Source organism: Mycobacterium sp. PTI7 (assembly GCF_056679845.1).
The window spans coordinates 1819136-1840877 of record NZ_CM155252.1; the positions used below are offsets into that span (position 1 = coordinate 1819136).

Consider the following 21742-nt stretch of genomic DNA (forward strand, 5'->3'; position numbering starts at 1 on the left):
ACAAGTGCCAGAGTATTTATCGGCGAACATCGTGGTCAAGGAAGAACACCCGATCCATAGACGATGCACATGATGTCGCCGCCGTCACACCGACGGGCGGACCGTGACCCGTGCCCGTACCGTCGGGCTCGGCGAATCCCGATGATCGACAGGCCAATCCGCGCGTCCCCGCCCGCGGCGAGGAGCCCCAAACCACGCCGGCCGAGATCGGTGGTTTCTGAGAATCGCGTATGAGCTCCGTGACAGGTCGGTGTGCGGTCCGGAGAATCGGTGACATGACGACGATGTCCGTGAACCCTCGCACCCGGCAGCCGAGGCCCGCGATCCTCGGGCAGCTCCCTCCCATCCGGCGCGGCGACGGGTCGCCGATCCGCGTGCTGCTGGTGGACGACGAACGGGCGCTCACCAACCTGGTGAAGATGGCCCTGCACTACGAGGGCTGGGTCGTCGAGGTGGCGCACGACGGTCGCGAGGCCATCGCGAAGTACGACTCCATCGAACCCGACGTCGTCGTCCTCGACATCATGCTGCCCGACCTGGACGGCCTGCAGATCCTGGAACGCGTCCGCTCGACCGGCAACTACACGCCGGTGCTGTTCCTCACCGCGCGCGACTCGGTGACCGACCGCGTCACGGGCCTGACCGCCGGTGCGGACGACTACATGACCAAGCCGTTCAGCCTCGAGGAACTCGTCGCGCGGCTGCGGGGACTGCTGCGACGGGCGGGGGAGACCACGCCGGTGGAGGACGAGACGCTGCGCGTGGGGGACCTCGTCCTCGACGGCGCCAGCCGCGACGTCACCCGCGACGGCGAACGCGTCGACCTCACCGCGACCGAGTTCGAACTGCTCCGCTACCTGATGCGCAACCCGCGCCGGGCGCTCACCCGCGAGGAGATCCTCGAGCGGGTGTGGAACTACTCCTTCGGCGGCCGTACCAGCATCGTCGACCTGTACATCTCGTATCTGCGCAAGAAGATCGACGCGGGACGCGAGCCCATGATCCACACCATCCGGGGCGTCGGATACCAACTCCGGTCGAGTCGGTGACGGCGCGGCGGAGGACTCCGTGGTGGCGGCCGCGGACCCTCAGCCGGCAACTGATGCTGTGGGTCTCCGCGCTGGTCACCACGCTGGTGCTGGCGGTCGGCGCGCTGTCGGTCTACACCATGCACACCTACGTGGACGCGATCAGCGACACCGAGGTGGCGCACTCGCTCGCCGCCTTCCAGCACTCCTACGTCGAGCGCGGTGGCGGGCCCGCGGACCTGACCGGGTTCACCGGCCAGGCGCCCGGCACGCTGATCGCCATCGTGGACGGTGACGACGTCCTGTCCTCGGCCATGTTCGACGACGACGGGCCGACGCGTGCGCCGGCCGGCGTGGTCGCCGACCTCGAGGGCGTCGACTGGACCGCGGGCCGGCCGCAGACGGTCGCGCTCGGCGACGAGGGCGGCTTCCGGGTGGCGGGCGCCGACACCAGGGACGGTCTCCGCCTGGTCTCCGCGGTGTCCCTGGAGAGTGCCAACGAGGCGATCGCGAAGAAGATCGTCGCGGTCGCCGTCATCACCGCCGTCGCCGCGCTGCTCGCGGCGGGGGGCACCGTGGTCCTGGTCCGTCAGGCGTTGCGGCCGATGCGTCGTGTCGCCGCGACGGCGGCCCGGGCGGCCAGGATGCCGCTCGCCGACGACGAGCACCGCATCTTCACCCGGGTGCGGCGGGCCGACACGGACCCCGACAACGAGGTCGGCATCGTGGGCGAGACGCTCAACCGGCTGCTCGCCAACGTGGACACCGCGCTGGCGGTGCGCGCGGAGTCCGACCGCCGCATGCGGCGCTTCCTCACCGACGCGAGCCACGAACTCCGCACGCCCCTGGCCGCCATCCAGGGGTACGCCGAACTCACCCGGCAGGACGGTGCCGAGCTGCCCGACACCACCGAGTACGCCCTGGCCCGCATCGAATCGGAGTCCCGGCGGATGACCGCGCTCGTCGGCGACATGCTGCTGCTGTCGCGCATGGACGAGGGTCAGGGCCTGGAGATCGAGCCCCTCGACCTGTGCGCGCTGGTGGTCGACGCCATCAACGACGTCGCGGTCACCGCCCCGGACCATCACTTCCTGGCCGATCTCCCCGACGATCCGGTCTGGGTCGGCGGCGACCGGGCGCGGCTGCACCAGGTGGTGAGCAACCTGCTGACCAACGCCCGCAACCACACCCCGGCCGGCGTCACCGTCACGACCACCGTGCGGCCGTCCTCCGACGATCCCGAGCAGTGGGTGGCACTGTCGGTGGTCGATGACGGGCCGGGCGTGGACCCCGAGCTGTTGCCCGACCTGTTCGGGCGGTTCGTCCGCGCCAGCACGTCGCGGTCACGGGACGCGAACAGCTCCGGCCTGGGCCTGGCGATCGTCTCGTCGATCGTGGAGGCGCACGGTGGCACCGTCGGCGCCCGGTCCCGCCCCGGTCGCACCGAGTTCCTGGTGCGGCTGCCCGGGGAATCCGCCGCACGGCGTGATGCGCCGGATCGGGGCGCGAGGGTAGCGCGAGTCACACCTGCGCCGTAGCTATGATCGCCGGGTGTCAGAGCCGTCGAGCGAGCCGTCGAGCGAGAAGACCCCGGAGGCCCCGGGTTTGACCGAGCAGGCCCTGACCGACGCGGTCGGTGCCGCCCGGAGCGCCTTCGACGCCGCCCCCGACCTCGACGCCCTGGCTCGCGCCAAGACCGACCATCTCGGCGACCGCTCGCCGATCGCGCTGGCCCGCCAGTCGCTGGGCTCGCTGCCCAAGACCGAGCGCGCCGACGCCGGCCGTCTGGTGAACGTCGCCCGCACGGGTGCCCAGGCCGCCTACGACGAGCGCCTCGAGGTGCTCCGCGTCGAGCGGGATGCCGCCGCGCTGGTCGCCGAGCGCATCGACGTGACCCTGCCGTCCACCCGGCAGCCGCTCGGCGCCCGGCACCCGATCACGATCCTCGCCGAGCACGTGGCGGACACGTTCGTCGCGATGGGATGGGAACTGGCCGAGGGGCCCGAGGTCGAGACCGAACAGTTCAACTTCGACGCCCTGAACTTCCCGCCCGACCATCCGGCGCGCAGTGAGCAGGACACGTTCCACGTGGCCCCCGAGGGGTCGCGCCAGGTGCTGCGGACGCACACCTCGCCGGTGCAGGTGCGGGCGCTGCTCGAGCGCGATCTGCCGGTGTACATCGTGTCGATCGGGCGGACCTTCCGCACCGACGAACTCGACGCCACCCACACCCCGGTGTTCCATCAGGTCGAGGGCATGGCGGTGGACCGCGGCCTGACCATGGCGCATCTGAAGGGCACCCTGGACGCGTTCGCGCGCGCGACGTTCGGCCCCGAGGGGCGCACCCGCTTCCGGCCGCACTTCTTCCCGTTCACCGAGCCGTCGGCCGAAGTGGACGTGTGGTTCGAGAACAAGAAGGGCGGACCCGGCTGGGTCGAGTGGGGTGGCTGCGGGATGATGAACCCGAACGTGTTGCGCGCGTGCGGGATCGACCCCTCGGACTACTCGGGCTTCGCGTTCGGCATGGGTCTGGAGCGCACGCTGCAGTTCCGCAACGGCATCCCCGACATGCGGGACATGGTCGAGGGCGACGTGCGGTTCTCGCTGCCGTTCGGGGTGGGTGCCTGATGCGCTTCCCCTACCAGTGGCTCCGTGACGTCGTCCGGGTCGGCGTCCCGGACTGGGACGTCTCCGTCGACGAACTCGAGCGCACCCTGATCGACATCGGTCACGAGGTCGAGGGCATCCTGCCGGTCGGCCCGGTGACCGGGCCGCTCACCGTCGGCCGGGTCGTCGAGATCGAGGAACTCACCGACTTCAAGAAGCCGATCCGCGCCTGCAAGGTGCACGTCGGCGCGCACGACGTCGACGGCGAGCCGCGCGACATCGTCTGCGGTGCACGGAACTTCGCCGTGGGCGACCTGGTGGTCGTGGCGCTGCCCGGCACCACCCTGCCGGGCGACTTCACCATCGCCAAGCGCAAGACCTACGGCCGCACGTCGGACGGCATGATCTGTTCGGCGGCCGAACTGAACCTCGGCGCCGATCACAGCGGGATCATGGTGCTGCCCCCCGGCACCGCGGAACCCGGTGACGCGGCGGCCGACGTCCTCGGCCTCGACGACGTCGTCTTCGACCTCGCCATCACCCCGGACCGCGGCTACTGCCTGTCGATGCGCGGCATGGCCCGCGAGATCTGCTGTGCGCTCGACCTCGACTACGTCGATCCCGCCGACGTCCCGCCGCTGCCCGCCGAGGGCGAGGCGTGGCCGCTCGTGGTGCGGCCCGAGACCGGCGTGCAGCGCTTCGGCCTGCGCCCCGTCACCGGCATCGACCCGACGGCGGTCTCGCCGTGGTGGATGCAGCGCCGACTGCTGCTCAGCGGCATCCGTGCCATCTCGCCCGCGGTCGACGTGACCAACTACGTCATGCTCGAACTCGGTCAGCCGATGCACGCCCACGACCAGACGCTCATCACCGGAGGCTTCGACGTGCGCCTCGCCGAGGAGGGCGAGACCGTGGTCACGCTCGACGACGTCGAGCGCAGGCTCACCGCCGGCGACGTCCTCATCGTCGACGACGTCGCGACCGCCGCGATCGGCGGCATCATGGGCGCGGGCACCACCGAGGTCCGCGACACGACCACCGACGTGCTGCTCGAGGCCGCGGTGTGGGATCCCGCCGCGGTGTCGCGCACCCAGCGCCGGCTGCGCCTGGTCAGCGAGGCGGGCCGCCGCTATGAGCGCACCGTCGACCCGGCCATCGCGGTCGCCGCACTAGACCGCTGTGCCACCCTGCTCGCCGAGATCGCCGGTGGCACTGCCGAACCCAGGCTCACCGACTGGCGAGGCGACCCGCCGCGCACGGACTGGTCGCCGTCGGCGGTCAGCATGCCGATCGACCTGCCCGACCGCACCGCGGGCGTGACCTACCCCGACGGCGCCGCGGTCCGTCGGCTCGTGCAGATCGGCGGTCGGGTCGAGACGTCGGACGGCCTGCTGACCGTCACGCCGCCGAGTTGGCGGCCCGACCTCAAGCAGCCCGCGGACCTCGTCGAGGAAGTCCTCCGACTGGAGGGCCTCGACCGCATCCCGTCGGTACTGCCCACGGCGCCCGCCGGCCGCGGACTCACGCCCGGCCAGTTCCGCCGGCGCGCGATCGGACGGGCGTTGGCGCTCAACGGCTTCGTCGAGGTGCTGCCCACGCCGTTCCTGCCCGCCGGGGTCTTCGACGCCTGGGGCCTCCCGGTGGACGACCCGCGGCGCGCCACCGTGGCCGTGCTCAACCCGCTGGAGTCCGACCGCCCCCGGCTCGCATCGACGCTGCTGCCCGGTCTGCTGGAGGCGTTGAGCCGCAACGTGTCCCGTGGCGCCGTCGACGTCGCCCTGTTCGGCATCGAGCAGGTCGTCGTCGCCACCCCGCAGACCAGGTCGCTCGACCGGATCCCGGTCGACCGTCGGCCCACCGACGACGAGATCACCGCGATCGACGACTCGCTGCCGCATCAGCCGCTGCACGTCGGCATCGTCCTCACCGGGCTGCGCGAACCCGCGGGCCCGTGGGGGCCGGGACGGCCGGTCGAGGCGGCCGACGCGTTCGAGGCCGTCCGCATCGTCGCGCGCGCCTGCAACGTCGACGTCACCCTCCGCGCGGCCCGGCACCTGCCGTGGCACCCCGGCCGCTGCGCCGAGGTGCTCCTCGGCGACGTGGTGGTCGGGCACGCCGGCCAGCTGCACCCCGCGGTGGTCGAGCGGACCGGGCTGCCCAAGGGCACCTGTGCCGTCGAACTGGACCTCGGCGCCGTGCCCGTCACCGAGCGGCTGCCCGCACCCGCCGTGTCGCCGTTCCCGGCGGTGTTCCAGGACGTCAGCCTGGTCGTCGCCGACGACGTGGCGGCCCAGTCCGTGGTCGACGCGGTCCGCGCCGGAGCGGGTGACCTGCTCGAGGACGTCCGCCTCTTCGACGTCTACACCGGTCCGCAGATCGGGGAGGGGCGCAAGTCGCTCACCCTCGCCCTGCGGTTCCGCGCCGGCGATCGCACCCTCACCGAGGACGAGGCCAGCGCGGCCCGCGACGCCGCCGTGGCGACCGCGGGCGAGCGGATCGGCGCCACCCTGCGCGGGTAGCCGACACCCCGTATAAATGAGTTTGCAAGTCGCTGCATAAACATGCAGACTTCGTGCATGACATCTGAGGCGATCACCGTCGCCGTGGCCGGGGCCAGCGGGTATGCCGGCGGCGAGATCCTGCGCCTGCTGCTCGGCCATCCCGCGCTCGCCGACGGACGCCTGACCATCGGCGCGCTGACCGCGGCCGCGAGTGCGGGCACCGACGTCACCGAGCACCACCCGCACCTGCTGCCGCTCGAGGGCCGCGTGCTCGACGCCACCAGCATCGACGTGCTCGCCGGTCACGACGTGGTGTTCCTCGCGCTGCCGCACGGCCATTCCGCCGAGCTGGCCGAGCAGCTCGGACCCGACACCCTGATCGTCGACTGTGGCGCGGACTTCCGGCTCACCGACCCGGCGGCGTGGGAGCGGTTCTACGGTTCCCCCCACGCCGGGAGCTGGCCCTACGGCCTGCCCGAGCTGCCCGGCGGACGCGACGCCCTGCGCGACACGAAGCGCATCGCCGTCCCCGGCTGCTATCCCACCGCCGCGCTGCTCGCGCTGCTGCCCGCCGTCGCCGCCGACCTGGTGGAGCCCGCCGTGACGGTCGTCGCGGTCAGCGGCACCTCCGGTGCCGGACGCGCGGCCAAGGTCGACCTGCTCGGAGCCGAGGTGATCGGCTCGGCACGGGCGTACAACATCGGCGGTGCACACCGCCACACCCCGGAGATCGCCCAGGGCCTGCGGGGCGTCACCGACCGCGACGTCACGGTGTCCTTCACCCCGGTGCTGATCCCGACGTCACGCGGGATCCTCGCGACGTGCACCGCACGGACCACCGCCTCGGTGTCCGAGATCCGCGCCGCCTACGAGAAGGCCTACGGCGACGAGCCGTTCGTCCACCTGCTGCCCGACGGCCGGCTGCCGAAGACCGGCTCGGTGATCGGCAGCAACGCCGCCCAGATCGCGATCGCCGTCGACGAGGACGCCGGCGTCCTCGTCGCCATCTGCGCGATCGACAACCTCGTCAAGGGCACCGGGGGAGCGGCCGTGCAGTCGATGAACCTCGCCTTGGGATGGGCGGAGACGGAAGGACTGTCGACCGTGGGGGTGGCACCGTGACGAGCACCAGCGCCCAGAACCTCGTCCGCACGCAGGGCGTCACCGCGCCGGCCGGCTTCCGGGCCACCGGGATCGCCGCGGGCATCAAGGCCTCCGGCGCACCCGACCTCGCGCTGGTGTTCAACGAGGGCCCCGATCACGCCGCCGCGGCGGTCTTCACGCGCAACAAGGTCAAGGCCGCACCCGTGCTGTGGACCCAGCAGGCCATCACCACCCGCCGGCTGCGTGCGGTGATCCTGAACTCCGGCGGCGCCAACGCCTGCACCGGGCCCGGCGGCTTCCAGGACACGCACGCGACCGCCGAGGCCGTCGCCGCCGCGCTGTCGGACTGGGGCTCCGACACCGGGGCCATCGAGGTCGGGGTCTGCTCGACCGGCCTGATCGGGGACCGGTTGCCGATGACCAAGGTCCTCGCCGGTGTCACGGACGTCGTCCGGGAGATGGCGGGCGGCCTCACCGGCGGCACCGAGGCGGCGCAGGCGATCATGACCACCGACACCGTGCCCAAGCAGGTCGCGCTGCACCACGCGCAGAACTGGACCGTCGGCGCCATGGCCAAGGGCGCAGGCATGCTCGCGCCGTCGCTGGCGACCATGCTGTGCGTCATCACCACCGACGCCGCGGTCGACGCCGACGCGCTCGACCACGCGTTGCGCGCCGCGACGGGACGCACCTTCGACCGGCTCGACGTCGACGGCAGCTGTTCCACCAACGACACCGTGCTGCTGCTCGCCTCGGGCGCCAGCGAGGTGACCCCCAGCCAGGAGGAACTCGACGCCGCCATCCTGGCCGTCTGCGACGACCTGTGCGCGCAGCTGCAGGCCGACGCGGAGGGCGTGACCAAGCGGGTCGCCGTCACCGTCACCGGCGCGGCCACCGAGGACGACGCCGTGACCGCGGCCCGGGTGATCGCGCGCGACAGCCTGGTGAAGACGGCGCTGTTCGGGTCCGATCCCAACTGGGGCCGCGTGCTCGCCGCCGTCGGCATGGCGCCGGTGGACCTGGAGCCGGACCGGATCAGCGTGTCGTTCAACGGATCTCCGGTGTGCATCGACGGCGCCGGCGCGCCGGGCGCCCGTGACGTCGACCTGTCGGGTGCGGACGTCGACGTCGTCGTCGACCTGGGGGTCGGGTCCGGGTCGGCGACCATCCGCACCACCGACCTCTCGCACGCCTACGTCGAAGAGAACTCGGCGTACTCCTCGTGACCGCCGCCGAGAGCGCGACGATCCCGACCGCGACCAAGGCCGCGGTGTTCGCCGAGGCGCTGCCCTGGCTGACCGAACTGAACGGCAAGGTCGTCGTGGTCAAGTACGGCGGCAACGCCATGACCGACGACGTCCTCAAGGCCGCGTTCGCCGCCGACATGGTCTTCCTGCGCAACTGCGGCATCCATCCCGTCGTCGTGCACGGCGGGGGACCGCAGATCAGCGCGATGCTCAAGCGTCTCGGCATCCCGGGCGAGTTCAAGGGCGGCTTCCGCGTCACCACGCCCGAGGTGCTCGACGTGGCACGCATGGTGCTCTTCGGCCAGGTGGGCCGCGAACTCGTCGGCCTGATCAACGCCCACGGCCCGTACGCGGTCGGCATCACCGGCGAGGACGCGCACCTGTTCACCGCCGTCCGGCGCAGCGTCGTCGTCGACGGCCTCGCCACGGACATCGGGCTCGTCGGCGACGTGGAGAAGGTCGACACGTCCGCAGTGCTCGACCTGATCCGGGCCGGCCGCATCCCGGTGGTCTCGACCATCGCGCCCGACGCGGACGGCGTCGTACACAACATCAACGCCGACACCGCGGCCGCCGCCCTCGCAGAGGCACTCGGCGCCGAGAAGCTGCTGATGCTCACCGACGTCGAGGGGCTCTACACCAACTGGCCCGACCGCGGCTCGCTGGTCAGCGAGATCGACGTGGCCGAACTGATGGGGCTGCTCCCGACGCTCGAGGAGGGCATGGTGCCCAAGATCGAGGCGTGCCTGCGCGCCGTCTCCGGCGGCGTGCCGAGCGCCCACGTCATCGACGGCCGCGTCGGACACTGCGTGCTGGTCGAACTGCTCACGAACGAGGGATCGGGGACCAAGGTGGTACCGAGATGAGTTCCGCGATGACGAACACCGAAGCGCTGCAATCGCGTTGGCGCGCGGTGATGATGGACAACTACGGCACGCCCGCGGTCGCACTCGCCAGCGGGGACGGCGCGGTGGTCACCGACGTCGACGGCAAGTCCTACGTCGACCTGCTCGGCGGGATCGCCGTCAACGTGCTCGGCCATCGGCATCCGGCCGTGATCGAGGCCGTCACCCGCCAGCTGAACACGCTGGGTCACACGTCGAACTTCTACGCCACCGAACCGGGCGTCGCGTTGGCGGAGGCGCTGGTCGCCCACCTCGGCGCCGACGTCCGGGCCCGGGTGTTCTTCGCGAACTCCGGCACCGAGGCCAACGAGGTCGCGTTCAAGATCACCCGGCTGACCGGGCGGACCCGGCTCGTCGCCGCCGAGAACGCGTTCCACGGCCGGACCATGGGCTCGCTGGCGTTGACCGGGCAGCCAGCCAAGCAGGCACCGTTCGCGCCGCTGCCGGGCGACGTCACCCACGTGCCGTACGGCGACGCCGACGCCCTGGCCGCCGCGGTGACCGACGAGACGGCCGCGGTGTTCCTCGAACCGATCATGGGGGAGGGCGGGGTCGTGACGCCGCCACCCGGGTACCTCGTCGCCGCACGGGAGATCACCGCCCGGCACGGCGCGCTGCTGGTGCTCGACGAGGTGCAGACCGGCGTCGGCCGCACCGGCACCTTCTACGCCCACCAGCAGGACGGCATCACACCCGACGTGGTCACCCTCGCCAAGGGGCTCGGCGGCGGGCTGCCCATCGGCGCGTGCGTCGCGATCGGCGAGGCCGCAGACCTGCTGACGCCCGGCATGCACGGCAGCACCTTCGGCGGCAACCCCGTGTGCACGGCGGCGGCGCTCGCGGTGCTGACGGCGCTGGCCGACGAGGACCTCGTCGCCCGCGCCGACGTCCTCGGCAAGACGCTGGCGCACGGCATCGAGGCGCACGGCCACCCGCTCGTCGACCACGTCCGCGGACGCGGCCTGCTGCGCGGCATCGTGCTCACCGCCCCGCACGCCAAGGCCGTCGAGACGGCGGCCCGCGACGCCGGCTACCTGATCAACGCCGCCACCCCCGACGTCGTGCGGCTCGCGCCGCCGCTGGTGGTCACCGAGGCTCAACTCGACGCGTTCGTCACGGCCCTGCCCGCGATCCTCGACACCGCCACCCAGACCGCCGCGGAGGCACAGTGACCACGCAGAACCCCGTCCGCCACTTCCTGCGCGACGACGACCTGACGCCCGACGAGCAGGCCGAGGTGCTGGCACTGGCCGCCGACCTGAAGAAGGCGCCGTTCAGTTCGCGACCGCTGGAGGGGCCGCGCGGCGTCGCCGTCATCTTCGAGAAGAACTCGACCCGCACCCGGTTCTCGTTCGAGATGGGCATCGCCCAGCTCGGCGGGCACGCCGTCGTGGTCGACGGCCGCAGCACGCAGCTCGGTCGCGAGGAGACCCTCGAGGACACCGGCGTGGTGCTGTCGCGCTACGTCGACGCGATCGTCTGGCGGACCTTCGCACAGGAGCGCCTCACCGCGATGGCCTCCGGGGCGAGCGTGCCGATCGTCAACGCCCTCTCCGACGAGTTCCACCCGTGCCAGGTGCTGGCCGACCTCCAGACGCTGGCGGAGCGGCGCGGTGCGCTGGCGGGCCTGCGGATGACGTACTTCGGCGACGGCGCCAACAACATGGCCCACTCGCTGATGCTCGGCGGGGTCACGGCCGGCATCGACGTGACCATCGCCGCACCCGCAGGCTTCGAACCGCACCCGATGTTCGTCGCGGCCGCCCGGAAGCGGGCCGCCGACACCGGCGCGACCGTCTCGGTGACCTCCGACGCCCGCGCGGCCGCCGACGGCGCCGACGTCCTGGTCACCGACACGTGGACGTCGATGGGCCAGGAGAACGACGGTCTGGACCGGGTGCGACCGTTCCGGCCGTTCCAGGTGAACGCCGGGCTGCTGGAACTCGCCGACCCCGCCGCCGTGGTCCTGCACTGTCTGCCGGCGCACCGCGGGCACGAGATCACCGACGACGTGATCGACGGTCCGCAGAGCGCGGTGTGGGACGAGGCGGAGAATCGGTTGCACGCCCAGAAGGCGCTGCTGGTGTGGCTGCTGGAGCGGCGCGGATGAGGTGCCCGTGACCACCTCGACCAGGGCGGGCAGGCAGGCCCGCATCGTGACGCTGCTGTCGTCGAACTCCGTGCGCAGCCAGGTGGAACTCGCCGGCATGCTGGCCGCCGACGGCATCGACGTCACCCAGGCGACCCTGTCGCGCGATCTCGAGGAGCTCGGCGCGGTGAAGCTGCGGGGCGCCGACGGCGGGACCGGCGTCTACGTGGTGCCCGAGGACGGCAGTCCGGTGCGCGGGGTGTCGGGTGGCACCGAGCGGATGTCGCGGTTGCTGGGCGACCTGCTGGTGTCGACCGATGCGAGCGGTAACCTCGCGGTGCTGCGCACCCCACCGGGCGCGGCGCACTACCTGGCCAGCGCCATCGACCGTTCGGCGCTGCCCTACGTGGTCGGCACGGTCGCCGGCGACGACACCATCCTCGTGGTCGCTCGCGATCCGATGACCGGAGCGGAACTCGCCGACCGCTTCGAGGAAGCACACCGGGCGCAGCCCAGAACGTCTTGACCACGCAGCAATTCAGAAGTGACTAGAAGGAGACTTTCAATGTCCGAACGCGTCATCCTCGCGTACTCCGGCGGTCTGGACACCTCGGTGGCGATCAGCTGGATCGGCAAGGAGACCGGCCGCGAGGTCGTGGCAGTGGCCATCGACCTCGGGCAGGGCGGTGAGGACATGGGCGTCATCCGCCAGCGCGCCCTCGACTGCGGCGCGGTGGAGGCCGTGGTGGTCGACGCGCGCGACGAGTTCGCCGAGGAGTACTGCCTGCCGACCATCCAGTCGAACGCGCTGTACATGGACCGCTACCCGCTGGTGTCGGCGATCAGCCGCCCGCTGATCGTCAAGCACCTCGTCGAGGCGGCCCGCGAGCACGGCGGCGGCATCGTCGCGCACGGCTGCACGGGCAAGGGCAACGACCAGGTGCGCTTCGAGGTCGGCTTCGCCTCGCTGGCGCCCGACCTCGAGGTGCTGGCCCCCGTCCGCGACTACGCGTGGACCCGCGAGAAGGCGATCGCGTTCGCCGAGGAGAACGCGATCCCGATCAACGTGAGCAAGCGCTCGCCGTTCTCGATCGATCAGAACGTGTGGGGCCGCGCGGTGGAGACCGGCTTTCTGGAGCACCTCTGGAACGCGCCGACGAAGGACGTGTACGACTACACCGAGGACCCGACGGTCAACTGGAGCAGTCCCGACGAGGTCGTCGTCGGCTTCGAGCGGGGCGTGCCGGTGTCGATCGACGGCAGGCCGGTGAGCGTGCTCGAGGCCATCGTCGAGCTGAACCGTCGCGCGGGCGCCCAGGGCGTCGGACGGCTCGACGTCGTCGAGGACCGCCTGGTCGGCATCAAGAGCCGCGAGATCTACGAGGCGCCGGGCGCCATGGTCCTGATCACCGCGCACACCGAACTCGAACACGTCACGCTCGAGCGCGAACTCGGCCGGTTCAAGCGCAACACCGACCAGAAGTGGGGCGAGCTGGTGTACGACGGCCTCTGGTACTCGCCGCTGAAGCGCGCGCTGGAGTCGTTCGTGGCGGACACCCAGCAGCACGTCACCGGTGAGATCCGGCTGGTGCTGCACGGTGGCCACATCGCCGTCAACGGCCGCCGCAGCGCGGAGTCGCTGTACGACTTCAACCTCGCCACCTACGACGAGGGCGACACCTTCGACCAGTCCAGCGCCAAGGGCTTCGTCCACGTGCACGGCCTGTCGTCGAAGATCGCCGCGAAGCGGGACCTGGCGGGCAAGTGAGTGCCCCAACTTCTCCGGCGAGCGTGCGTGTTTGCGGGCGACACGCCGCTGGTGAACCCGAGTTCGCGCACGCTCGCGCCCGCGGGGTGACGGCGTGAGCACCACCAACGAGGGATCGCTGTGGGGTGGCCGGTTCGCCGACGGACCGTCCGACGCCCTTGCGGCGCTGAGCAAGTCGACGCACTTCGACTGGGTGCTCGCGCCCTACGACGTCCGCGCCTCGAAGGCGCACGCACGCGTGCTGTTCACCGCCGGACTGCTCACCGAGGAGCAGCGCGACGGCCTGCTCGCCGGCCTGGACAGCCTGGGGGCCGACGTCGCCGACGGCAGCTTCGGCCCGTCCCCGTCCGACGAGGACGTGCACGGCGCGCTCGAGCGCGGGCTGATCGACAGGGTCGGCGACGAACTCGGTGGCAGGCTCCGCGCAGGCCGCTCGCGCAACGACCAGGTGGCCACTCTGTTCCGGATGTGGTTGCGCGACGCCATGACCCGCGTCGGCAACGGCGCACTCGACGTGGTCGCCGCACTCGCCACCCAGGCGGCGGCACACCCGACGGCGATCATGCCCGGCAAGACGCACCTGCAGTCGGCGCAGCCCGTGCTGCTCGCGCACCACCTGCTGGCGCACGCGCATCCGCTGCTGCGCGACGTCTCGCGCATCCTCGACTTCGACGCCCGCACCGCGGTGTCGCCGTATGGCTCCGGGGCGCTCGCGGGCTCCTCGCTCGGCCTGGACCCCGACGCCATCGCCGCCGAACTCGGCTTCGACGCGGCCGCGGACAATTCCATCGACGCGACCGCGGCCAGGGACTTCGCCGCGGAGGCGGCGTTCGTGCTGGCGATGATCGCCGTGGATCTGTCCCGGCTCGCCGAGGACGTGATCCTCTGGAGCACCACGGAGTTCGGCTACGTCACCCTGCACGACGCGTGGTCGACCGGCAGCTCGATCATGCCGCAGAAGAAGAACCCCGACATCGCCGAACTGGCGCGCGGCAAGTCCGGACGTCTGATCGGCAACCTCACCGGCCTGCTCGCCACGCTCAAGGCGCAGCCGCTCGCGTACAACCGCGATCTGCAGGAGGACAAGGAGCCGGTGTTCGACTCGGTCGGCCAGCTCGAGATGCTGCTGCCCGCCGTCGCCGGTCTGGTCGGCACGCTGCGCTTCGACACCGACCGGATGGCCGAGCTCGCGCCGCTGGGCTACACGCTCGCCACCGACGTCGCCGAATGGCTGGTTCGCCAGGGCATCCCGTTCCGCGTGGCCCACGAGGCGGCGGGTGCAGCGGTGCGCGCCGCGGAGGCGCGTGGCGTCGGGCTCGAGGAGCTCGCCGACGACGAACTCGCGGGCATCCACCCCGGGCTGACCGCCGAGGTCCGCGAGGTGCTCACCGTCGCCGGCTCGGTGGACTCCCGCGACGCTCGCGGCGGCACGGCGCCCATCCAGGTGGCCAAGCAGTTGGGCATCGTCCGGGACACCGCCGACCGGTTGCGGGTGGGGCTGCGCCACTGACCCACGGCGTCAGCCGTCGGCCAGTTCGAGCCACTCCTCCTCGAGTGCGTCCTTGCGGGCGGCGAGGTCGCGCAGTTCGTCGTTGAGTTCGGCGACCTTGACGTGGTCTGCTGCCGCGTCGGCCATGGCGTCGTGCACCTTGGCGATGCGGTCGTCGATCTTGCGGAGCTGACTCTCGATGCGCGACAGCTCCTTTCCGGTCCGCCGCTCCCGGGCGGACGCGGTCTCCGAGCGGTCGGCCGTCTTCGCCGGCGCCGTGGACTCCGCGGCGATCCGCCCCTCGAGGTATTGCTCGATGCCGCCGGGCAGGAGGTCGCAGTGGCCGCCGCCGGTCAGCGCGTAGGTGACGTCGGTGACGCGCTCGAGGAAGTACCGGTCGTGGGTGACGACGATCAGCGTGCCGGGCCAGCCGTCGAGGTAGTCCTCGATGACCGTCAGCGTGTCGATGTCGAGATCGTTGGTCGGTTCGTCGAGCAGCAGCACGTTGGGCTCGTCGAGCAGCAGGCGGAGGAACTGCAGCCTGCGGCGCTCGCCACCGGACAGGTCGCCCAGCCGGGTGGTGAGCTTGTCGCCGGTGAAGCCGAAGTCCTCGAGCAACGTCGACGTGCTGACCTCACGGCCGCCCGCCACCTCGGTGAGCCGCTTCTTGCTCTCGACCGCGTCGAGCACCCGTTCGTTCGGATTCAGTTCGGCGAGCGCCTGACTCAGGTAGCCGATCGACAGCGTCTGACCGCGCTTTACGGTGCCCGAGGTCGGCGGGAGTTCGCCGACGAGCAGCTTGAGCACCGACGACTTGCCGGTGCCGTTGACCCCGACCAGGCCGATGCGGACACCCGGCCCGATCGACCAGTCCAGCTTGTCCAGCAGGGTCTTGCCGCCGAGTTCCAGCACGACGCGGTGCAGATCGAATACGTCCTTGCCGAGCCTCGCCGTGGCGAACTTCTGCAGCGACAGCGAGTCGCGCGCCGGTGGCTCGTTGGCGATCAGGTCGTTGGCGGCCTGGATGCGGAACCTGGGCTTGGACGTCCGCGCGGGCGGGCCCCGGCGCAGCCACGCCAGTTCCTTGCGCATGAGGTTCTGGCGACGGCTCTCGGTGCCCGCCGCGATGCGCATGCGCTCGGCCCGCGCCAGGACGTAGGCGGCGTATCCGCCGTCGTAGGCGTCGACGACCCCGTCGTGCACCTCCCAGGTCTTGGTGCACACCGCGTCGAGGAACCAGCGGTCGTGGCTGACCACGACGAGTGCCTGCGAACGCTTGGCGGCGAGGTGGCCGGCCAGCCAGCCGATCACCTCGACGTCGAGGTGGTTGGTGGGCTCGTCGAGCACCAGCACGTCGTGCCCGGCCAGGAGCACGGCCGCCAGCGCGACGCGGCGGCGTTCACCACCGCTGAGGTTGACCACCTGCTGGTCGAGTGACACCTCCGACAGCAGGTGCTCGACCACCGCGCGGGTGTCGGCCTCGGCGGCCCAGATGTGGTCGGGGCGGCCACCCACGATGACGTCGCGGATCGTCGCCTCTGCGGCGAAGTCGTCGGCCTGGTGCAGATATCCGACCGACGATCCCGAGGTGTGCGTCACCCGCCCGGAGTCGGGAGGCCGAGTCTCGGTGAGGATCTGGAGCAGGGTGGTCTTGCCGTCGCCGTTGCGGCCCACGACACCGATCGCATCGCCCTCGTCGATGCCCAGGCTGACGCCGTCGAGAAGGGTGCGGGTGCCGTAGCCGACGCTCGCGCGCTCGACGTTGATCAGGTTCGCCATCGGCCTCCGATCATAGGCGTCGGTTCGCCGCCACCCACGCCCCGATGCCGACGGGGCGCTCAGCCCGCTGTGCCATGATGACGTCGGCAAACTGCGGGCCCGGGGAGCACGAAGGGAAGCACAATGGTCGACCTGTCGGCATTCACCAGGCCCGTGGGGCGGTTGATGGCGACCGCGCAGAACGGCCTGGAGGTGCTGCGCTACGGCGGGCTCGAGACCGGTGCGTTGCCGTCGCCGTTCCAGATCGTGGAGAGCGTCCCGATGTACCGGCTGCGCCGGTACTTCCCGCCCGACGTCCGTCCGGGTGCCACGCCGCCGGGACCGCCCGTCCTGATGGTGCACCCGATGATGATGTCGGCCGACATGTGGGACGTCACCCGCGCGGAGGGCGCCGTCGGCATCCTGCACGCCGCGGGTATCGACCCGTGGGTGATCGACTTCGGATCACCCGACCAGGTCGAGGGCGGCATGCAGCGCAACCTCTCCGACCACATCGTCGCCCTGAGCGAGGCCATCGACACGGTCAAGAAGGTCACCGACCGCGACGTGCACCTCGCGGGCTACTCGCAGGGCGGCATGTTCTGCTATCAGACCGCCGCCTACCGCCGGTCCAAGGACCTCGCCAGCATCGTCGCGTTCGGTTCGCCCGTCGACACCCTGGCCGCACTGCCGCTGAACCTCCCCGCCGGACTCGCGGTCGGCGCCGCCGACTTCATGGCCGACCACGTGTTCAGCCGCATCGACATCCCGGGGTGGATGGCGCGCACCGGTTTTCAGCTGCTCGACCCGATCAAGACCGCGCAGTCGCGTCTCGACTTCGTCCGCCAGCTGCACGACCGCGAGGCGCTGCTGCCCCGCGAGCAGCAGCGCCGCTTCCTCGCCTCCGACGGATACATCGCGTGGTCGGGCCCCGCGATCGCGGAGCTGCTCAAGCAGTTCATCGCCCACAACCGGATGATGAGCGGCGGCTTCGCCATTCGCGGCGACCTCGTCACGCTCGCCGACATCGACTGCCCCGTGCTCGCGGTCGTCGGCGAGGTCGACGACATTGGTCAACCGGCGTCTGTGCGTGGCATCAAGCGTGCCTCGCCGCAGGCCGACGTCTACGAATACCTCATCCGCACAGGTCATTTCGGTCTAGTCGTGGGATCACGGGCGGCCGAGCAGACGTGGCCGACCGTCGCGGGGTGGGTCAAGTGGCTGTCCGGCGACGGCGACGTTCCCCCCGACGTCGTCCCGATGGCGCTGCAGCCCGCGCAGGGCAGCGACACCGGCGTTCCGCTGGCGTCGCGCATCGTGCACGGCGCGGGCGCCGCCGCGGAGCTGACGTTCAGCGTGGCCCGCTCCGCCGCGGGTGCGTTCATCACGGCCAACAAGTCGGCCCGCGCGCTCGTCGTCGAGACCGCGCGCACGCTGCCCAGGTTGGCCCGTCTGGGACAGATCAACGACCACACCCGGATCTCCTTGGGCCGCATCATGAGCGAGCAGGCCCTCGCAACCCCGGAGGGCGAGTTCCTGCTGTTCGACGGGCGGGTGCACACCTACGAGGCGGTGGACCGCCGCATCAACAACGTCGTGCGCGGTCTGATCAGCGTCGGGGTGCGTCAGGGCGCGCACGTCGGCGTGCTGATGGAGACCCGGCCCAGCGCGCTCGTCGCGATCGCCGCGCTGTCGCGTCTCGGCGCGGTGGCGGTGCTGATGCCGCCTGACGCGGACCTGTCCGAGGCCGCACGGCTCGGCGGCGTCTCGGACGTGATCGCCGACCCGAGCAACCTCGACGCGGCGACCCGACTCCCGCTGCGCGTGCTGGTGCTCGGCGGCGGCGAGAACCGCGACGTGGACCCGCAGGGCAACCCCAACGTCGTCGACATGGAGCGGATCGACCCGGACGTCGTCGCCCTGCCCGGCTGGTACCGGCCCAACCCCGGCTTCGCCAAGGACCTGGCCTACGTCGCGTTCGCGACGGTCGGCGGCACCCTGGTCGCCCGCCAGATCACCAACTTCCGCTGGGCGCTGTCGGCGTTCGGCACCGCGTCGGCCGCGAACCTCGAGCGCGGCGACACCGTCTACTGCCTCACGCCGCTGCACCATCAGTCCGGGCTGCTGGTGAGCCTCGGTGGAGCCGTGGTCGGCGGGACCCGGATCGCCCTGTCGCGCGGGCTGCGGCCCGACCGGTTCGTCCACGAGCTCCGGCAGTACGGCGTCACCGTCGTGTCCTACACGTGGGCGATGCTGCGCGACGTGGTGGACGATCCGTCCTTCGTGCTCAACGGCACCCACCCGGTCCGGCTGTTCATCGGGTCCGGCATGCCGACCGGTCTGTGGAAGCGCATCGAGGAGGAGTTCGCGCCGGCGCACATCGTCGAGTTCTTCGCCACCACCGACGGGCAGGCCGTGCTGGCCAACGTGTCGGGCGCGAAGATCGGCAGCGAGGGCCGCCCGCTCCCGGGCGGCGGACGCGTCGAACTCGCCGCCTACGACGTGGACGACGACCTGATCCTCGAGGAGGACAACGGCTTCGTCCGGGTGGCCGAGACGGGTGAGGTGGGCGTCCTGCTCGCCCAGTCGCGCGGACCCGTCGACCCGCGTGCCTCCATCAAGCGCGGCGTCTTCGCCCCCGCCGACACCTGGGTGTCGACGGAGTACCTGTTCCGCCGCGACGAGGACGGCGACTTCTGGCTCGTCGACAACCGCACCGGCGTCATCCGCACCGACCGCGGCCCGGTGTACGCCGCGGCGGTCAACGACACCGTCGGGCGCATCGGCGCCGTCGACCTCGCCGCCACGTACGAGGTGACGGTGGGGGACCGCTCGGTGGCGGTGACCGCGCTGGCGCTCGCACCGGGCGGCAGCGTCCCCACCGCAGACCTGAACGAAGGCATGCACGCGCTGCCGGTCGGCGCGCATCCCGACGTGGTGCACGTGGTCCCCGACCTCAAGCTCAGCGCGTCCTACCGTCCGCTGCTCGGTCCGCTACGGGCCGGCGGCCTGCCAAAGCCGTCGCGTAACGCCTGGTACCGGGACGACGACACAGGGGTGTACAAGCGGTTCACGGCTGCGGTGCGCGCCGAGATGCTGGGCGAGGAATCGGCCGGCTGAGGTCGTGCGTCACATTGGCCACACTGTTAGGCTCCCGGCTGGCGGCAGAGCGTCGCAGGGCCCCGTTCGCGTGGAGGATTCATGACGTCGCTGAACAGCACGAACACCCGGTGGCGTCGCGCCACGACGGGTGCGGTCGCCAGTGGCGCCCTGGTCGCCGGGATGCTCGCGGGGATGCCGTCCGCTCTGGCGGAGCCGGTCTCACCGGTCACCCCCGGTGGTGCGGCGAGCCCCACCACGCCTGCGGAGGCGGCCCCCGGCAGCCCGGTCACGCCCGGCGGCAGCGCCGCGGGCGCCATGGCGAACGACGCCCAGGCCGGTGACGCTGCGCTGCAGGCCATCGCCGCCGAATACGACACCGGCAACGGTGGCGGTCAGGTGTCGCAGCTGATCCACAGCGTCATGCTGCTCCGATCGCAGGGCTACTACCCGTCCAAGGGCAACGTCATCGCACTGCAGGAGGGTCTGGCCAAGCGGCCGAACCAGGTGCCGCTGCGCACCGCGCTCGAGCAGACGCTGTCGTACCAGCGTCGCGCGCAGCAGCGCGGCATGATGCAGCAGTCGCAGAGCCCCACCAGCTTCGGCATCGGGCAGATCCCCCCGGGCAGCGGACAGCCGATCAACATCGGTAGCCCGCTCGACATCCCGCAGGGCTGACCGTGGCACTCGACCAGCGACTGCTCGACATCCTCGTCTGCCCGCAGGACCGCGGTCCGTTGCTGCTGGTCGCCGACGAGCACGTGCTCTACAACCCGCGGCTGCGTCGTGCCTACCGGATCGAGGGCGACGTGCCCGTGCTGCTGGTCGACGAGGCGACGGACGTCACCGACGACGCCGAGCACGCCCGGCTGGTGGGTCTCGCCGGCTGAGATCTTCCGGGTAGCCGGCATGCGCCCGCTGGGTATGGCTGACCATACTTAGAAGATGACCGCCAACAGCTTCATCGAGCACACCACCCGCCGTCTCGTCATCGCCTTCCCTCGCGACTACGGCGACCTCGTCGAGCACTACGAGACCGTCGTCCCGGAGGCCGATCTCGGTGCGTTCGCCGCCGCCGCCAGCTGGCAGGAACACCTCGACCTGATGGCCCGGCGTGCGCCGCACGGTTTCCTGCGGTACTACGGCGGCGATCTGTCCGCGGTGTTCGCGACGGCGTCCTCCGACTGGTCGGCGCGGCAGTACCTGATGGGCAACCACACCATCGCCGAACGCATGTACCGCCACGACCCGTCGGTGATGCTGCACGCACCTCTGCGCACACTGATCTACGTCGACGCACGGGGGACGACGAACCTCGCGGTGGATCAACCCAGCCTGTTGTTCGGTAGCTATGGCAGCCCCGAGATCGAGGACGTCGGCCGTCACCTGGACTCGCTGCTCGGCGACCTCGTGGTGACGCTCGGGGGCGAGGCACCCGGGGAGTTGCGGCACGACGGCTAGGTGCCGTCGACCTCGCGCGCGGGCGCCCGGCACAATCGGACGGTGTCAAGCGACGACCTGCCCGCCGATCCGCTGCACGCCGGTCGGCGACTTCTCGGCGCCGAACTCGTCGGCCGGGACGTGACGGCGGTGATCCTCGAGGTCGAGGCCTACGGCGGTCCACCCGACGGACCGTGGCCGGACTCCGCGTCGCACTCGTTCCGCGGTCCGCGTCCGCGCAACGCCGTCATGTTCGGGCCGCCGGGCCGGCTCTACACCTATCGCAGCCACGGGATCCACGTGTGCGCGAACGTGGTCTGCGGGTATGACGGCGTCGCAGGCGCCGTGCTCCTCCGGGCGGCCGTCGTCGACGACGGTGACGCCGTCGCATCGGGCAGGCGCGGATCGGCCATACCGCCGGTCAAGCTCGCCAGGGGACCGGGGAACCTGTGTTCCGCTCTCGGAATCCTGATGGAGGACAACGGAATCGACCTGTTCGACGACGACAGTCCGGTTCGGCTGCGGCTCGGTGACCCGATGCCGGCGTCCACCGGACCGAGGGTCGGGGTGAGCACGGCGGCCGACCGGCCGTGGCGCTTCTGGGTCGGTGGCCGTCCCGAGGTGTCGCCGTACCGGCGCAGCCCGCGGGCGCCCGCACCGGGGGACAGCGACTGACTGGTTGTGGCCATCGGGTGCCGGTGCGCGAA

Annotated in this window: 18 protein-coding genes; 17 read left to right on the forward strand and 1 reads right to left on the reverse strand. The window is 71.5% G+C overall.

All coding sequences use genetic code 11. The annotated features are described in order from the left end of the window. The first annotated feature begins 275 nt into the window (after positions 1-275). The 12 genes from AC1MEY_RS08770 to argH all read left to right on the forward strand — a co-directional run bounded on the left by AC1MEY_RS08770 (position 276) and on the right by argH (position 14759). Positions 276-1049 carry a response regulator transcription factor gene (locus AC1MEY_RS08770; RefSeq protein WP_480230274.1) on the forward strand — a complete coding sequence of 258 codons (774 nt, stop codon included), beginning with the start codon at positions 276-278 and terminating at the stop codon, positions 1047-1049. A 53-nt stretch (positions 1050-1102) separates the two neighbouring features. After that, positions 1103-2566, forward strand: a complete 1464-nt coding sequence (locus tag AC1MEY_RS08775; RefSeq protein ID WP_480230275.1) for a sensor histidine kinase — start codon at positions 1103-1105, stop codon at positions 2564-2566. A gap of 67 nt (positions 2567-2633) precedes the next feature. Then, complete coding sequence (pheS, locus tag AC1MEY_RS08780; protein ID WP_480231376.1) at positions 2634-3656, forward strand: phenylalanine--tRNA ligase subunit alpha; 1023 nt, start codon at positions 2634-2636, stop codon at positions 3654-3656. Next, positions 3656-6154 (forward strand): phenylalanine--tRNA ligase subunit beta, encoded by a 2499-nt coding sequence (gene pheT / locus AC1MEY_RS08785; protein WP_480230276.1) that lies wholly within the window; start codon positions 3656-3658, stop codon positions 6152-6154. The genes pheS and pheT overlap by 1 nt, the downstream gene beginning before the upstream one ends. Positions 6155-6211: 57 nt before the next feature. After that, positions 6212-7258, forward strand: a complete 1047-nt coding sequence (gene argC / locus AC1MEY_RS08790) for an N-acetyl-gamma-glutamyl-phosphate reductase (RefSeq protein ID WP_480230277.1) — start codon at positions 6212-6214, stop codon at positions 7256-7258. Then, on the forward strand, positions 7213-8466 hold the full coding sequence (gene argJ / locus AC1MEY_RS08795; protein WP_480230278.1) for a bifunctional glutamate N-acetyltransferase/amino-acid acetyltransferase ArgJ: 1254 nt from the start codon (positions 7213-7215) through the stop codon (positions 8464-8466). The genes argC and argJ overlap by 46 nt, the downstream gene beginning before the upstream one ends. Before the next feature lie 20 nt (positions 8467-8486). Then, the gene (gene argB, locus AC1MEY_RS08800; protein ID WP_480231377.1) at positions 8487-9353 is read left to right on the forward strand and encodes an acetylglutamate kinase; all 867 of its coding nucleotides are present in this window, start codon (positions 8487-8489) and stop codon (positions 9351-9353) included. Then, entirely contained in the window at positions 9350-10564 is a 1215-nt protein-coding gene (locus tag AC1MEY_RS08805) for an acetylornithine transaminase (RefSeq protein ID WP_480230279.1), read from the forward strand. Before argB ends, AC1MEY_RS08805 begins: the two co-directional genes overlap by 4 nt. Continuing rightward, positions 10561-11502 (forward strand): ornithine carbamoyltransferase, encoded by a 942-nt coding sequence (argF, locus tag AC1MEY_RS08810; RefSeq protein ID WP_480230280.1) that lies wholly within the window; start codon positions 10561-10563, stop codon positions 11500-11502. The genes AC1MEY_RS08805 and argF overlap by 4 nt, the downstream gene beginning before the upstream one ends. A 7-nt stretch (positions 11503-11509) precedes the next feature. Then, positions 11510-12007: an arginine repressor gene (locus AC1MEY_RS08815; RefSeq protein WP_480230281.1), complete on the forward strand. Its 498-nt coding sequence runs from the start codon at positions 11510-11512 to the stop codon at positions 12005-12007. A gap of 39 nt (positions 12008-12046) precedes the next feature. Continuing rightward, the gene (locus AC1MEY_RS08820; RefSeq protein ID WP_480230282.1) at positions 12047-13249 is read left to right on the forward strand and encodes an argininosuccinate synthase; all 1203 of its coding nucleotides are present in this window, start codon (positions 12047-12049) and stop codon (positions 13247-13249) included. 94 nt (positions 13250-13343) lie between these two features. Further along, positions 13344-14759 (forward strand): argininosuccinate lyase, encoded by a 1416-nt coding sequence (gene argH, locus AC1MEY_RS08825; RefSeq protein ID WP_480230283.1) that lies wholly within the window; start codon positions 13344-13346, stop codon positions 14757-14759. Between the two features lie 9 nt (positions 14760-14768). Here the strand turns inward: argH and AC1MEY_RS08830 are convergent, their stop codons facing one another. Next, a complete protein-coding gene (locus AC1MEY_RS08830) occupies positions 14769-16517 on the reverse strand; it encodes an ABC-F family ATP-binding cassette domain-containing protein (protein WP_480230284.1) in 1749 nt (582 codons plus the stop codon). Between the two features lie 123 nt (positions 16518-16640). Here AC1MEY_RS08830 and AC1MEY_RS08835 point away from each other — a divergent pair, with 123 nt between their 5' ends. The 5 genes from AC1MEY_RS08835 to AC1MEY_RS08855 all read left to right on the forward strand — a co-directional run bounded on the left by AC1MEY_RS08835 (position 16641) and on the right by AC1MEY_RS08855 (position 21710). Beyond that, complete coding sequence (locus AC1MEY_RS08835; protein ID WP_480230285.1) at positions 16641-19616, forward strand: acyl-CoA synthetase; 2976 nt, start codon at positions 16641-16643, stop codon at positions 19614-19616. 81 nt (positions 19617-19697) lie between these two features. Further along, positions 19698-20273: a hypothetical protein gene (locus tag AC1MEY_RS08840; RefSeq protein ID WP_480230286.1), complete on the forward strand. Its 576-nt coding sequence runs from the start codon at positions 19698-19700 to the stop codon at positions 20271-20273. Then, the gene (locus AC1MEY_RS08845) at positions 20270-20485 is read left to right on the forward strand and encodes a Trm112 family protein (protein ID WP_480231378.1); all 216 of its coding nucleotides are present in this window, start codon (positions 20270-20272) and stop codon (positions 20483-20485) included. The genes AC1MEY_RS08840 and AC1MEY_RS08845 overlap by 4 nt, the downstream gene beginning before the upstream one ends. A 55-nt stretch (positions 20486-20540) precedes the next feature. After that, positions 20541-21056 (forward strand): DUF302 domain-containing protein, encoded by a 516-nt coding sequence (locus AC1MEY_RS08850; protein WP_480230287.1) that lies wholly within the window; start codon positions 20541-20543, stop codon positions 21054-21056. A gap of 42 nt (positions 21057-21098) precedes the next feature. Continuing rightward, complete coding sequence (locus AC1MEY_RS08855; RefSeq protein WP_480230288.1) at positions 21099-21710, forward strand: DNA-3-methyladenine glycosylase; 612 nt, start codon at positions 21099-21101, stop codon at positions 21708-21710. Positions 21711-21742 lie beyond the last annotated feature (32 nt).

What these genes read in the sequence shown, in the direction of transcription:
- AC1MEY_RS08840 (WP_480230286.1), top strand. Translation starts at nt 19,698, where the DNA reads ATGACGTCGCTGAACAGCACGAACACCCGGTGGCGTCGCGCCACGACG.
- argC (WP_480230277.1), top strand. Translation starts at nt 6,212, where the DNA reads ATGACATCTGAGGCGATCACCGTCGCCGTGGCCGGGGCCAGCGGGTAT.
- AC1MEY_RS08770 (WP_480230274.1), top strand. Translation starts at nt 276, where the DNA reads ATGACGACGATGTCCGTGAACCCTCGCACCCGGCAGCCGAGGCCCGCG.
- AC1MEY_RS08775 (WP_480230275.1), top strand. Translation starts at nt 1,103, where the DNA reads ATGCTGTGGGTCTCCGCGCTGGTCACCACGCTGGTGCTGGCGGTCGGC.
- AC1MEY_RS08850 (WP_480230287.1), top strand. Translation starts at nt 20,541, where the DNA reads ATGACCGCCAACAGCTTCATCGAGCACACCACCCGCCGTCTCGTCATC.
- AC1MEY_RS08820 (WP_480230282.1), top strand. Translation starts at nt 12,047, where the DNA reads ATGTCCGAACGCGTCATCCTCGCGTACTCCGGCGGTCTGGACACCTCG.
- argJ (WP_480230278.1), top strand. Translation starts at nt 7,213, where the DNA reads ATGGGCGGAGACGGAAGGACTGTCGACCGTGGGGGTGGCACCGTGACG.
- AC1MEY_RS08835 (WP_480230285.1), top strand. Translation starts at nt 16,641, where the DNA reads ATGGTCGACCTGTCGGCATTCACCAGGCCCGTGGGGCGGTTGATGGCG.
- pheT (WP_480230276.1), top strand. Translation starts at nt 3,656, where the DNA reads ATGCGCTTCCCCTACCAGTGGCTCCGTGACGTCGTCCGGGTCGGCGTC.
- AC1MEY_RS08830 (WP_480230284.1), bottom strand. Translation starts at nt 16,517, where the DNA reads ATGGCGAACCTGATCAACGTCGAGCGCGCGAGCGTCGGCTACGGCACC.
- AC1MEY_RS08805 (WP_480230279.1), top strand. Translation starts at nt 9,350, where the DNA reads ATGAGTTCCGCGATGACGAACACCGAAGCGCTGCAATCGCGTTGGCGC.